This is a genomic window from Catellatospora sp. NPDC049609, from assembly GCF_040675365.1.
GTDB lineage: Bacteria > Actinomycetota > Actinomycetes > Mycobacteriales > Micromonosporaceae > Catellatospora.
In genome coordinates, this window is sequence record NZ_JBFAOU010000036.1 from 15407 (window position 1) to 29515 (window position 14109).

Annotated in this window: 6 protein-coding genes and 2 pseudogenes; 6 read left to right on the forward strand and 2 right to left on the reverse strand. The window is 74.6% G+C overall.

All coding sequences use genetic code 11. The annotated features are described in order from the left end of the window. Positions 1 to 79 precede the first annotated feature (79 nt). The 3 genes from AB0J67_RS13270 to AB0J67_RS13280 all read left to right on the forward strand — a co-directional run bounded on the left by AB0J67_RS13270 (position 80) and on the right by AB0J67_RS13280 (position 7463). Positions 80 to 1663: an FAD-binding oxidoreductase gene (locus AB0J67_RS13270; RefSeq protein ID WP_363480828.1), complete on the forward strand. Its 1584-nt coding sequence runs from the start codon at positions 80 to 82 to the stop codon at positions 1661 to 1663. Positions 1664 to 1827: 164 nt separating this feature from the next. After that, complete coding sequence (locus AB0J67_RS13275) at positions 1828 to 2709, forward strand: DUF4132 domain-containing protein (RefSeq protein WP_363480831.1); 882 nt, start codon at positions 1828 to 1830, stop codon at positions 2707 to 2709. Then, positions 2706 to 7463 carry a hypothetical protein gene (locus AB0J67_RS13280; protein ID WP_363480834.1) on the forward strand — a complete coding sequence of 1586 codons (4758 nt, stop codon included), beginning with the start codon at positions 2706 to 2708 and terminating at the stop codon, positions 7461 to 7463. Before AB0J67_RS13275 ends, AB0J67_RS13280 begins: the two co-directional genes overlap by 4 nt. Before the next feature lie 160 nt (positions 7464 to 7623). Here AB0J67_RS13280 and AB0J67_RS13285 read toward each other — a convergent pair whose 3' ends face one another. Beyond that, positions 7624 to 9303: an AbgT family transporter gene (locus AB0J67_RS13285; protein WP_363480837.1), complete on the reverse strand. Its 1680-nt coding sequence runs from the start codon at positions 9301 to 9303 to the stop codon at positions 7624 to 7626. 40 nt (positions 9304 to 9343) lie between these two features. After that, complete coding sequence (locus AB0J67_RS13290) at positions 9344 to 10876, reverse strand: leucyl aminopeptidase (protein WP_363480839.1); 1533 nt, start codon at positions 10874 to 10876, stop codon at positions 9344 to 9346. Between the two features lie 258 nt (positions 10877 to 11134). Between AB0J67_RS13290 and AB0J67_RS13295 the strand changes: the two genes are divergently transcribed. The 3 genes and pseudogenes from AB0J67_RS13295 to AB0J67_RS13305 form a co-directional block, all read left to right on the forward strand. Next, entirely contained in the window at positions 11135 to 11302 is a 168-nt protein-coding gene (locus tag AB0J67_RS13295) for a hypothetical protein (protein WP_363480842.1), read from the forward strand. Positions 11303 to 11696: 394 nt separating this feature from the next. Continuing rightward, positions 11697 to 12056: pseudogene (locus AB0J67_RS13300) on the forward strand (cellulose binding domain-containing protein); the annotation flags it as partial. A 681-nt stretch (positions 12057 to 12737) separates the two neighbouring features. Then, positions 12738 to 14033, forward strand: a pseudogene (locus AB0J67_RS13305) (glycoside hydrolase family 6 protein); the annotation flags it as partial. Positions 14034 to 14109: the final 76 nt, after the last annotated feature.

Genomic DNA, 14109 nt, shown 5'->3' on the forward strand with positions numbered 1-14109 from the left:
TTAACGGACGTCGGTGTAGAAGGTGCCCTTCCCCACCTCCGTCGCGGCCGACGCGCGACGCTGTCCGGAAGGGAGCTTGATGAACGGCACAGAGGGAGCCCGCACCACGGCCGGGCGCGAGCGGTCCTGGTGGGGCTGGGGGTGGGCGGACCAGGCGCTCGACGCCGCGGCCTGCGCGAAACTGGCGCGGCGGGTCAGCCCGTTCCTGCCGCTGGAGGGCGGGCCGGCGCCGGTGCCGCCGGTGCCGGAGCTGCCCGCGTCGCGACTGCGGCCGCCCGCCGCGGTCGCTGCGCTGTGCCGCGACGACGCGCGGAGCCGGGCCGCGCACGCGTACGGGCGCGCGTACCGCGACGTGGTGCGGCTGCTGCGCGGCGAGCTGGCCAACCCGCCGGACCTGGTCGCCTACCCGCGCGACGAGGCGGACGTGGTCGCGGTGCTGGACTGGGCCGCGGCGGCGGGCGTGCCGGTGGTGCCGTTCGGCGGCGGCACCAGCGTCGTCGGCGGCGTGGAGTTCCGCGGCGGCGGGCCGTGGCTGTCGCTGGACCTGACCGGCCTGTCCGGGGTGGTCGAGGTGGACGAGGTCAGCCGGGCCGCGCTGATCAGGGGCGGCACGCTCGGGCCGGACCTGGAGGACGCGCTGCGGCCGCACGGGCTGACGCTGCGGCACTTCCCGCAGAGCTTCGAGTTCTCCACCTTCGGCGGCTGGCTGGCCACCCGCGCGGGCGGGCACTACGCCACCGGGTACACCCACATCGACGACCTGGTCGAGTCGCTGCGGGTGGTCACCGGCGCCGGGATCGCCGAGTCGCTGCGGGTGCCCGCCTCCGGCGCGGGTCCCTCGCCGGACCGGCTGTGGCTCGGGTCGGAGGGCGCGCTCGGCGTCATCACCCAGGGCTGGGCCAGGGTGCAGCGCCGCCCGGAGTTCCGGGCCGGGGCCGCGCTGCGCTTCGAGGCGTACGCCGACGCCGTCCGCGCGGTCCGCGCGGTGGCCCAGTCGGGCCTGCGCCCGGCCAACTGCCGCCTGCTCGACCCGCTGGAGGCGATGCTCGGCGCGGCCGCCGGCGACGGCGCGAGCCGGCTGCTGCTGGCCTTCGAGTCCGCCGACCATCCGGTGGACGCGCAGCTCGCACGGGCCGTCGAGCTGTGCCGCGCGCACCGCGGCGTGCCCGAGCAGGCCGCGCGCGACACCGCCGGGCAGTGGCGCGAGACGTTCGTGGGCGCGCCGTACCTGCGCGACGGGCTGGCGCGGCTCGGGGTCGTGGTGGAGACGTTCGAGACGGCCTGCACCTGGTCGGCGTTCGAGGCGCTGCACGCCGCCGTGGTCGCCGCGGTCGCCACCACGGGCGTCGCCGAGACGGGGCACCCGGCGCTGGTCACCTGCCGGTTCACGCACGTCTACCCGGACGGCCCGGCGCCGTACTTCACCGTCTACGCGGCCGGGCGGCGCGGAGCGGAGGTCGCGATCTGGGACGCGCTCAAGCGGGCCGCGGGCGACGCGATCGCCGCGCACGGCGGCACGATCACCCACCACCACGCCGTCGGCCGCGACCACCTGCCCTGGTACGCAGGTCAGCGGCCCGAGCCGTTCGCACTGGCGCTGCGGGCGGCCAAGGCCGCGGTGGACCCCGCGGGCGTGCTCAACCCAGGCGTGCTGCTGCTCTGACCAGCTAGGACAGGGCATGAAGAAGCCCGCTTCGGCGATCACGGGGGAAACCGTCGAAGCGGGCTTGGAGCGAAGGTACCTCGTTTTCGGCGCGAGCGCCATCCCTGTCTTCCGGAAAATCTGCTTACGCAACTGTCGGGCGGCGCTGGCATACTCCCCCGCACGTGACGGGGAGGATGACGATGGGCTGGCTGCCGACGGGCTCGGGCTACGACGTGGCCCTCGACAAGGGCAGGGTGGTCTGCCGCAACGCGCAGGGCACCCGGCTGCGGAGCCTGCCCGCGTCCCTTAAAGACGATCCGGTCGTCGCCGAGCTGCGGCAGCTGCGCGACTGGCTGGCCCGGCACGAGGCCGAGTGCGTGGCCGAGGTCGAGCGGTGGATGGTGCGCGGACTGCCGGTCACCCTGCCGGTGCTGACCCGCGTCTGGGCCGACGACGCCTGGCGGGGCGCGCTGCGCGACCTGGTCGTGACGCCGTACGCCGACGGCGTGCCGGACCTCGGCCGCGCCGGGTTCCTGCGCGACGTCGACGCCGGGCGCGGGCTGGGCGTGGTCGGCCTCGACGGCGAGTCGGCACGGCTGTCCGGGCAGCTGTTCGCGGTGCCGCACCCGGTGCTGCTCGACGACCTCGACGAGCTGCGCGAGTTCGCGGCCGAGCTGGACGTGCGGCAGGGCGTCACGCAGCTGTTCCGCGAGGCGTACCGCAAACCCGCCGACGATGCCGCCTGCCGGGCGGTGCTGGCCGGCTACGCCGAGGCGCGCTACGCGCAGCTGCGGCACGCGACCACCCGCGCGACGGCCCTGGGCTGCGTCGTGCGCGCCGGCACCGCCCGCAGCCGGTGCTGGGCGGACGGCGGCGCGGTCGACGCCTCGATCTGGCTCGGCGACGGCGACCCCGGCGCGGAGGCCATGCTCGGTGAGCTGGAGTTCACCGACGCGCAGGGACGCGGGCTGGGCTTCGGCGAGGTGCCGCCGATCGTCTGGTCCGAGGGCGTACGGCTCGCCGCGGCGCTGCACGCGGCCGCCACCGGAGGGCAGGGCGCATGAGCACTCACGATCGGCTGCTGGACGCGGGCGCGGTGCTGCCCGGCGACGGCCCGGCGGACCCGGCGGTCACCGTGCTGACCGCCCGCGACTACACCCATCCGGCGCTGCCCGGCCGCACCGTCGTGCGCCTGGCCAGCGCGCCGGTCGGCGCGGCCGAGGACCTGAGCATGGAGTTCCTCGGCTTCACCGCCGGGCCCGCCGGGCCGGTGGGCCACGCGCGGACCCGGACGCTGGGCTTCCCCGCCTGGGTGCTGGTGCACGACCCGGCCCACGGCCGCGAGGCGCTGGCGCTGGTCAAGGACATGGAGAAGCTGGCGCGGACGGCCCGGTCCAAACCGGGTAACGCCCGCGACGGCTACGAGGCGCTCGCGCGGCGGCTCGGCGCGACGGTGCCGCACTTCCTGCCCCCGTTCTGGGAGCAGGCCGGGCGGGCTTACCTCGCCGCGGACAACCTGCGCCAGGCGGCGATGTGCTTCACCGCGGCCCGGCGCGCCGAGCAGGTGCACGGGCTCGCCGTGGACGAGCGGCGGCTGCGCGACGTGCACCTGGAGTTCGCGCTGGCGGGCGCCCTGCCGGGCAAGGCGCTCACCGAGTACGCCCGCGACGTCGCCGGGCGCCGCCCCGGACCGGAGGCGTACGCGCTGGTCCGCGAGGTCGCCGTGCACCGCGTGGCGGGCGGCCTGGCGCCGGGCGCGGGCTTCGCCGCGGAGCTGCGCCGGCTGGCGAAGGCGGCCGGGCTCGACGGCGCGGCCGAGGACGAGTCGCTCGCCCGTGAGCTGCTCGGCCTGCCCGCGGTGGTGCGCGCGCACGAGAGCCTCTGGAAGGCGTACCGGCCCGCGTTGCAGCGGCTGGCGCGCCGCGAGCCGGCGGTCACCGCGCGGCTGCTGGCGATCGTGCCCGACCCGGCCGACGCCGGTGGCGAGGTGCTCGACCAGTGGCTGGAGCTGCTGGAGGCGACCGGCGCCGCGGACGCGCTGGCCCGCGGGGAGGCCGACGCGGCGGACTGGCTGGAGCGTTTCGCCCAGCACCGGGCGGCCCGGCACCGGCAGCTCCGCAAGCCGTGCCCCCGGCTGACGGCGCTGGTCGAGCGGCTGGCGCCGCGGCTGCGGGCGGCGGGCCGACCGCTGCGGCTGCACGCCGCGCACGGTGCGACCGACCTGAACCTGATGGACCGGTGCCTGTCCCTGGACGTGCCGGTGGCCGACCATCACGGATGGCCGGACGGGCTGCCCCTGCATCTGTGGTTCGACGCCGAGCCGGCGGGCCGCCGCGACCTGGCCGCGATCGCCGCGGACCCGGTGCTGCTGCCCGCGCTGACCCGCGGCGTGTGGCAGCTGCTCGACCGCTACTCGCACGTGTACGCCGACCGCACTCTCGCCACGGCTCGGCTGGCCGAGATCCTGGTGCTGCCCGGGGTGCGCGCCGCGGCGCGGGCCGGGATCGCGCAGGTGACCACGCGGGTCGACGACACCACCCTGGCCGGGCTGGAGCTGGTGGCGAAGGCGCTGGCGCCGCTGTGGTCCGCGGCGGGCGTCGCCGTCGCGCCCGAGGACCTGCGCCGGACCGCCGCGGCCGACATCGCCGCGACGCTGGCCCGCACGCTGCGGGCGGGCCTCGTCGACGAGCTGGGCTGGCCCGCGTACGACGCCGCGGTGACTGCGCTCAAGCGCGTCCACGCGTCCGACAGCTGGCCCGCGGCGGCGGTGACCGACGAGATCCGCGTGGTCGCCGTGCCGCCCGAGGGCGAGCCGTTCGAGCACGTGATCCAGACTCCGCCGGACTCCTCCTGGCACAGCGTGGCCATCGGCTGCCGCGAGGTCGACGGCCGCCTGCTGGTCACCGGCGACGGCTACCAGGGCCACTGGGGCTACTGGGCGGACCGGCCCGGCGAGCCCTTCGTCCGGCGCGGTGGCGAGCGGGTGTGGACCGGCGGCCCGATGCCGCACCTGCCGCTGCCCGGCGGCGGCGTCACCACCGGCTCCCGCCCCTGGCACGCGGGCGACGGCACCGAACCCCGCCGGTATCCGGTGAGCAGTGACGGCACCACCTACTGGCGGTGCGAACCGGACGGCGACGCGCCCGGCCCGGCGACCGGGTGGCGCTGGCGCGAGTACGACCCGGCCACCGGCCACGGCGGCCGGTACGGCGGACCGGCGTTCTTCGCCGACGGCGCACCGGCGGACGGGCGGCTGGCGCCGCTGTGGTCCTGGCTGCGGCCCGCCCCGGCCGCGTACGCCGGCTCGCCGCTCGGCTGTGCGGACGGCCTGCTCGGCTGGCGCCTGCACGTCCTGCCCGACGGCTCCCAGCTGGGCCGGTCGGTGGACGGGCGCACCGTGCGCCTGACCGCCGCCGCGCCGGGCCACCACCTCGTCGGGGCGCTGACCCTGCCCGGCGACGACCGCCCCCGTCCGGTCACGGCGAAGGACGCCACCTGGGTACGCGGCGCCCACCTCACCGTCACCGTGTGGGACGCCGACGGCACCAGCCCGGTGCAGGAGTGCGCCGCCACGCACACCCGCCCGCCGTTCACGCACTGGCACGCGCTGCGCCCCCGCGACGAGGCGGGCTCGGCCGCCCTGCGCGCGGTCACCACCGAGCTGGCCGCGGCCCTGCTGTCCGACGTCGCCGCGGGCGGGCAGGCCGACCTCGACGGCCTGATCGACCGGGCTGTGCAACGGCGGCTGCCGGCGCTGACCCATCCGGAGCCGCGCCGCGCGATCCGTGGCCTGGTGCGCACCGCTCTGCGCCTGACCGACCGGCTCGCCGGCCTGGCGAAGCTGGTCGAGGCGGCGGCCCCGGCTCCCGCGATGCCCGCGACGTCCGGACACCCGACCGCCGGGACGGCGGCGGCCGCGCCGACCGTGTCCGATGCGGAGCTGGCCGGGGCGCTGGAGCCGCTGGTCCGCTGGCACGCCCGGTACTACGACGGCACGACCGACGTGCGCGCCGCCGTGCTGGGCCAGGTCACCGGGCTCGCGGACGCGCTGGACGAGGTGCCGGGCGCGAAGCTGCCCAACGCCGAGGCGCCGTGGCCGCAGCTGCTGCCCGGCCTGGGCGCGCTGCTGACGGTCGCCGCCTCTCCCACGTCGAGCGACGCGCGCCGGCTCGCGGTGACCCGGCTGCTGCGGGCGTTCGCGGACTCGCCGTTCGCCGCGCCCGATTCGCGGGTGCGTTTCGTCGAGCTGGCGGTGGACGAGAACTTCCGGTGGGCCGGTCTGGTGCGCGCCGGCGAGCGCCGCATCGCCTTCCTGTCCGGCCGGCGCCGCCTGGTGGGTGACGACGGGCGGGTGCGGGCGTCCATCCGGTACGCCGTCGACCGCTGCCCGGAGGCCGCGTTCGCGCCGATCGAGGGCATCGAGGTGCGGCGGGAGATCCGCCGGGCGGGGTGGGGTGAGGCCGCGCGGCTGCGGACCGCCGCCGACCTGCTCGACCGCGAGGGTGCGGCGCCCTTGCGCCCGGAGGCGGCCGTGCGGCTCGCCGAGCTGACCGGGTTGACCCGCCCCGAGGCGGTGCTGCTGCTGGCCGGGCTGCCGATCGGCGATCAGCATGAGCCCGCCCTCACCCCGGCGTTGCGTAAGGTGCTCGGGCTGTCCGCGGCCGAGGCCCGGCTGGCGCGGGCCCGCTGGCACGACGTCGCGCATGAGCACCGCGTCGTGCTGCTCGACGCGGCCGTCCCGGACGACCCGGCGCGGCTGTGGACCGGCGGCCCCGACGTGGACGCGGTGGCGGCCCGCTGGACCGAGCTGTTCGGCAGGCGTACGCCGATCGCGGCGGAGCTGCTCGTCGAGGCCGGACGCGTGCTCCCCGGCCGGGACGGGGCACGGGTCGTGCAGGCCGTGGTCGATCCGCGCCCCGACGGCTGGATGTGCACCGACGGGGTGAGCGAGGCGCACGAGTGGCACCTGGTCACCACAGCCGGGCAGGGCGAGCCGTTCACCGAGCGGCAGCTGCCCGCGGCCGCGGCGGCGCTGGCCTGGCTGGCGTACCGGCTGCCCGCCGGCGATCCGCTGCGCGCCCGGCTGCCCCGCGCGCTGGAGCTGCTGCGGCAGCGCCTGGACAACCCGAAACTGGCCGTGGGCACGTCGTTCGTGCCGCAGGCCCTGGTGCCCGACGGGCTGCCCGGGCTGTGGCGCAGCCACGAGCAGGGCGGGTACGCGACGTACCACCTGCTTCCCCGGGAGATTTCCACTCCGGACGATCCGGCGCTGGTGCTCGGCCCGCCCGAGCTGAGCGCGGCGCTGCGGCTGCTGCGCGGCACCGCGCTGGACGCGGCGATCGACGAGGGCGGGACGCTCCCGGCGGGGGCGTACCCGCACGATCCGCGGCACAGCGTGCCCGAGCTGGTGGCGGCGGTGGCGGCGGCCCACGCGCTGAGCCCCGAGGCGGCCGCGTACTACCTGCAGTTGCTGGCGCTGCCCGACCCGACCGACGCGAACGCGGCCCGCTGGCTGGGCCTCACCGCGGCGGGGCTGAAGCCGCTGCGGGCCGCCCTGATGGCGGCGGGGCTGGTCGTCGAGGCGCGCCGGGCCCGCGCCGGGCGCACGGTGTTCCTGCCCGGCGGCTGGCGGGAGCTGAGGGCGCCCGCGCTGCCGCTGGAGTCGTGGAAGGCGGAGTCCCTGGGCCTGGGGCCCGAGTCCGCACCGCTGGGCACCGTGCTGGCCGGGCGGCCGGTCGCGGACCTGTTCCGCGCCGTCTGGACCCGGGTGTCCACCGGCGACGGCCCCCGCTACCAGGACCTTCCCGCACCCCGCTGACCTGGGGAAGATCGCTGTTCCGTGTCGGAACCTGCGCCTGAACCGCAGATCATGACACGGAACAGTGATCTCCCCACCGAGCCGCCGACCCGGCACCCGCCGGGCCCCACCCGACCGCGCGGGGATCGCGAACGCGCCCGCCGCCCGGCTCACCGCGGACCTACGACAGCTTGACCGGCGCGCCGGGGCCGAGCGGGATGCCGAGCAGATACCAGAGCACGAAGAACAGCGTCCACGCCACCGCGATGATCAGGGTGTACGGGATCATCAGCGAGATCACCGTGCCGACGCCGGCCTCCTTCTTGTACCGCTGCGCCAGCAGCACGATGAACGGCAGGTACACCATCAGCGGGGTGACCACGTTCATCGGCGAGTCCGCGACCCGGTACGCGGCCAGCACGGTCTGCGGCGCGACGCCCAGCCGCAGGAACAGCGGCACGAAGATGGGCGCGAAGATGGCCCACTTCGGGATGACGCCCGGGATGATGATGTCCAGGATCAGCACCACCAGGATGAAGCCGATGAGCAGCCACAGCGGGCCGATGTTGGCGCGTTCCAGGCCGTCGGCCATCTTGACCGCGGCGACCGTGGCCATGTTGGTGTAGTTGAAGTACGCGATGAACTGGGCGATGACCAGCAGCATGAAGATCAGGCCGCCGAGCCCGGCGAACGTCTTGGTGATGGCGTCCATGGCGGCGGCGCTGCCCTTGAGCGTCCCGGCGCCCTTGCCGTAGCACAGGCCGCACACCAGGAAGATCAGCATGATGATGAAGATCAGGCTGTCCATCAGCGGCGAGTCCTCGATGAGGCTGCCGGTGACCGGGTTGCGCAGGATGCCCCAGGGCTTGGGCGGCACGGACAGCAGCAGGAGCACGGCGACCACGGCGAGCAGCCCCCACAGCGCGTGGCGCAGCCCGCGTGCCTGCGCGGCCGGGGCGGCGTCGCCCTCGGCGGGGGCGGCCTCGGGCACGTCGGTCGGCTCGTGCGAGACGGCGCCGGTGAACTTCCCGAGCCGGGGCTCGATCACCTTCTCCGTGATGAACGTGATCAGGAACGCCAGGAAGATCGTGGAGCCGATGGCGAACAGCATGTTGTCGGTCAAGCTGATCTTCCGGGCCGGGTCGGCCAGCGCGATGGCCTCGTTGGTGATCTCGGTGATGATGCCGTCGGTCGGGGTGATCAGGATGTTGACCATGAACGTGCCGCCGACCGCGCCGAACGCGGCGGCCAGGCCCGCCAGCGGATGCCGCCCGACGCTCAGGAACGCGGCCGCGCCGAGCGGGATGAGCACGAGGTAGCCGGCGTCGGAGGCGATCGACGACAGGATGCCGACGAGCACGATGATGAAGGTCAGCGACCACGGCGGGGCGACCGCGACGAGCTTGCGGATCAGCGCGCCGATCAGCCCGGCCCGCTCGGCCAGGCCCACGCCGATCATCGCGACGAGGATGACGCCGACCACGCCGAAGTTGGTGAAGTTGCTGACCGCCGAGGTGAAGATGAACCGGATGCCGTCCGCGGTGAGCAGGCTCTTGATCTCCGTGGTCGCGGTGTACGTCTCGACCTTGGGGTGGTAGAGCTCGGCGGGCGGGATCTCGAGCGACGGCTCCTGGGTGCCGCCGGGGTAGGTCTCCTGCCCCACGATCGGCACGGGCGCGGCGGTCTCGTAGGTCACCTTGACGCCCATCGCGGCGAACACCGCCGACAGGACGATGATCAGGCCGATCAGGATCAGGAAGATCATCACCGGGTGCGGGACCTTGTTGCCGACCCGCTCGACCCCGTCCAGCATCCGCTGGGTGAAGGTCCGTTTCCCGGCGGGTACGGCGGCCGCGGTCATGCCTTCTCCTCGGGGTGCGCGGCGGCGCGGGCGGGCCCGCTCATGACCGCCGGCCGGCGGCGAGCGGGTCCGGCTGCGGGCGGGTGAAGGCCAGCGCCAGGTCCAGCAGCAGGCGCGCGCCGAACCCGGTGCAGCCCTGCGGGAACCAGGTGCGCGGCGTGTCGTTCTGCGCCGTGCCGGCGATGTCGACGTGGGCCCACGGGGTGCCCGCCACGAACTCCTCCAGGAACAGCGCGGCGTGGATGGCCTGCCCGTTCGCCCCGCCCATGTTCTTGATGTCGGCGACGTCGGAGTCCAGCTCGGCCCGGTAGCGGTGCGCGAGCGGCAGCTGCCAGACCGGCTCGTCGACCCTGGTCGCGGCCGCCCGCACCTGGTCGACCAGGCCTTGGTCGTTGCCGAACACCCCGGCGACCTGCGGGCCCAGCGCGCGCAGGCAGGCGCCGGTGAGCGTGGCGATGTCGACGATCGCGTCCACCGGCTCCTCGGTCGCCAGCACCAGCGCGTCGGCCATCACCAGCCGGCCCTCGGCGTCGGCGTTGACCACCTCGACGGTGGTGCCGCCGCGCATGGTGAGCACGTCGCCGAGCTTGACGGCGGTGCCCGAGGGCATGTTGTCGGTGCACATCAGGTACCCGGTGACCGCGACCGGGCAGTCCAGCCCGCGTAGCTGCGACATCGCGGCGAGGATGGCGGCGGCGCCGGACATGTCGTTCTTCATGGTGGCGTGCACGGCGTCGGCGGGTTTGAGGCTGATGCCGCCGGAGTCGTACATGATGCCCTTGCCGACTAGGGTCAGCCGGGGCGCGTCGGCGGCGGCGGGCCGGTAGCGCAACTTGATCATCCGTGGCTCGTCGGCGCTGCCCGCGTTGACCCCGAGCAGGCCGCCGCAGCCCAGCTCGAGCAGCGCGTCCCGGTCGTACACCTCGACGGACAGCCCGCAGTCGGCGCCCAGCTCGGCCGCGGTCGCGCCGAGCCGCTCCGCGGTGAGCAGGCTGGGCGGCGAGTTGGCCAGGTCGCGGGCGAGCGAGGCGGCCTGGGCGTACGCCAGCCCACGGCGCGCGCCGCGCTCCACCGCCGCGACCGCGTCCGGCGCGCAGACCAGGGTCACCGCGGTGACGGGCGGTTCCGGCTCCCGTTTCAGCACGCCGAAGCGGTACCGGGCGAGCAGCATCCCCTCGACCGCGGCCTGCCCGGCCGACTCGGGCGCGACGCCGGACAGCTCGGTCAGCGACAGCGCCAGCTGCTCGGCGGTGCCCGCCGCGCGGGCGTACGCCGCGGCGGCGTCGCGCAGCGCGTCGGCCCCGCCCCCGCCCGGCTCCCCGGCACCCACCGCCACCAGCGGCGGGCCGTCCTGCCGCGGCAGCACCAGCGTCTGGCCGGGCTTGCCGGCGAACCCGGCGGCGGTCAGATCCTGTCGGCCCACCGGCAGCACCGCGGGGAACCCGCCCGACGCCGCGACCGGCACCCCCAGCGGCGCGTCGGCGGGTGTCCGCTCGCCGGACGGGAGCACGGTCAGCGACACCCGGCGGTGCCAGGACGGTGTCGGGTCGAAGCCGTTCGCCTTCGTGCTCATGCGCGCGCTCCCGCCGGTCGAGTACTGATGCCCAGCATCACGAGTTCTTCGGCCCGATGTGGTGGTTTTGTGAGGATTCGTCGATGCACGTCCGGGATCGGCGGGCGACCAGAATGGAGCGATGACCCGCCGCACCGCCGTGACGTCACCCGGTGACACGGCGCTCGCCCGACGGTCGGGCGTCCGCCGCTGAAGGGATTCCGCGTACAAGATCCCAAGGGGGCGGTGGGAACGCTCACCTGTTCGTATAGTCCTCCCATGACTTGGCTCCTGGTGCTCGTGAGCGCGCCTTTCGCGCTGACCGCGCTGTTCATGGGCGCCCTGATGGGCGTGCGCGCCGCGACCCGGGAGGCGATCGAGCGCGGCCTGATCCACCGCACCTGCCCGGTCTGCCACGCGCAGCTCGCCCCCTCGCGGGCCCACTGAGCCGGACTCCGCCCCGTCGCGAGCGCGGTCCATCCGGGACCGGACGGCGGCCACGACGGCGCGCCGTAGATTCGTCGGGTAGACAAACAAATTCGTGCCAGAAACATCGACGCACGTTGTGCTCTTGTTGCGCCGGTGTGAAACTTCGATTACGGCGCGCAGGGAGCCAACCGCGCGACTCGGCACCAAGGGCCCCGGTCCCACCGGGTGGTGCCGCGCACCGCCGTCACAGCCGTCCGGGCTGTCCATTCCTTCCTGTGCCGCGCGCGCCGCCCCGCCCGGTGACCGCCGCTCGGCGCAGGCCGCCGTACCGATCTCCATCGGTCCGGCCTCTGGCTCAAGGAGTACCCGAGTGAGACTTCCGATCAGATCCTCCGCGCGGCGCGCCGTGGCGATGCTCGCGGCGAGCGCGCTGGCCACCGTCGGCCTCGCCACCGTGGCCGCACCCGCCCAGGCCGCCGTGTCCTGCCAGGTCACGTACACCAAGGCGTGGGACAACGGCAGCGGCTTCGGCGCCAACATCAACCTGACCAACACCGGCGACCCGCTGACCAGCTGGTCGCTGACCTGGACCTGGCCCGGCAACCAGGGCAACATCCAGGGCTGGTCGGCCAACTACAGCCAGTCGGGCCAGAACGTCACCGCGACGAGCCTGTCCTACAACGGCAGCCTGGCCACCGGCGCGTCCACCGGCATCGGGTTCAACGCCTCGTACAGCGGCACGAACACCAACCCGAGCAACTTCGCGGTCAACGGCGTGTCCTGCGGCGGCACCAACCCGCAGCCCACGCTCAGCCTGGTGGTCTCGCCGACCAGCGTGAGCGTGCCCGAGGGCGGCACGGCGACCTACGCCGTACGGCTGTCGGCGCAGCCGACGAGCAACGTCACGGTCACCACGACGGCCGGCTCCGGTGACAGCAACCTCACCGTGTCGTCGGGCAGCAGCCTGACCTTCACGTCGAGCAACTGGAACACCAACCAGAACGTCACCCTGGCCGCCGCCGAGGACACCGACACCACCAACGGCACCCGGCCGTTCACGGTGGCCGCGTCGGGCCTGACCTCGGTCACCGTCAACGCGACCGAGGCCGACAACGACTCGACGCAGACGCCGCAGTCCCTGGTCGTCTCCTCGACCGCGGTGAGCGTGCCCGAGGGCGGCACGGCCACCTTCGCGGTGCGCCTCAACCGGCAGCCGACGGCCAACGTCACGGTCACCACGACGGCCGGCTCCGGTGACAGCAACCTCACCGTGTCCTCGGGCGGCAGCCTGACGTTCACGACGAGCAACTGGAACACCAACCAGAACGTCACCCTGGCCGCGGCCGAGGACTCGGACAACACCGCCGGCACCCGGCCGTTCACCGTCGCGTCCAGCGGCCTCACCTCGGTCACCGTGACCGCGACCGAGGCCGACAACGACGGCGGCACCGGCGGCCCGCGGGCCGACAACCCGTACGCCAACGCGGGCGTGTACGTGAACCCGCAGTGGCGCGCCAAGGCGCTGGCCGAGCCCGGCGGCAGCCGGATCGCCAACCAGCCCACCGGCGTCTGGTTCGACCGGATCAGCGCGCTGACCGGCAACGGCAGCCCGACCACCGGCACCATGGGCCTGGCCGACCACCTCGACCAGGCGGTGACCCAGGACGCCGCCAACGGCGCCACGCCGCTGGTGATCCAGATCGTCGTCTACAACCTGCCCGGCCGTGACTGCGCCGCGCTGGCCTCCAACGGCGAGCTGGGCCCGACCGAGCTGAACCGGTACAAGACGGAGTACATCGACCCGATGGCGGCGATCCTGGCCCGCCCCGCGTACGCGAACCTGCGGATCGTGGCGATCATCGAGATCGACTCACTGCCGAACCTGGTGACCAACGTCAGCGGCCGGCCGACCGCGACCACCATGTGCGACACCATGCTGGCCAACCGCGGCTACGTCGACGGCGTCGGTTACGCGCTGAACAAGCTCGGCGCGATCCCGAACGTCTACAACTACATCGACGCCGGCCACCACGGCTGGATCGGCTGGGACGACAACTTCGGCCCGACCGCGAACATGATGTTCACGGCCGCGACCGCGTCCGGCAGCACCGCCGCCAACGTGCACGGCTTCATCGCCAACACGGCCAACACGTCGGCGCTGACCGAGCCGTACGTCGGCTCCATCACCGAGCAGCTGCGGCAGACCACGTGGATCGACTGGAACCGGTACAACGAGGAGCTGGCGTTCGCCCAGGCGTTCCGGCAGCGACTGGTCACGGCCGGCTTCTCGTCGAGCATCGGCATGCTGATCGACACCTCGCGCAACGGCTGGGGCAGCTGCGTGCAGACCCCCTGCCAGCCGACCCAGACCACCCGGCCCACGGCGCCGAGCACGTCGACGGACCTGAACACGTTCGTCAACCAGTCGCGCATCGACCGCCGCATCCACAAGGGCAACTGGTGCAACCAGGCCGGTGCCGGCCTCGGTGAGCGTCCGCGTTCGGCGCCCGCCGCCGGCATCGACGCGTACGTCTGGATCAAGCCGCCGGGCGAGTCCGACGGCTCCAGCTCGCTGATCCCGAACGACGAGGGCAAGGGCTTCGACCGGATGTGCGACCCGACGTACACCGGCAACCCGCGCAACGGCAACAGCATGTCCGGCGCCCTGCCCAACGCGCCGGTCTCGGGTCACTGGTTCTCCGCGCAGTTCCAGCAGCTGATGGCGAACGCCTACCCGCCGCTGAGCTGACGCCCGTGACGATGGTCCCGCATCCGCCTGGGTGCTCAGGAGCGGGGCCATCCTTACGCCGGCCGGGCCTGGCCCG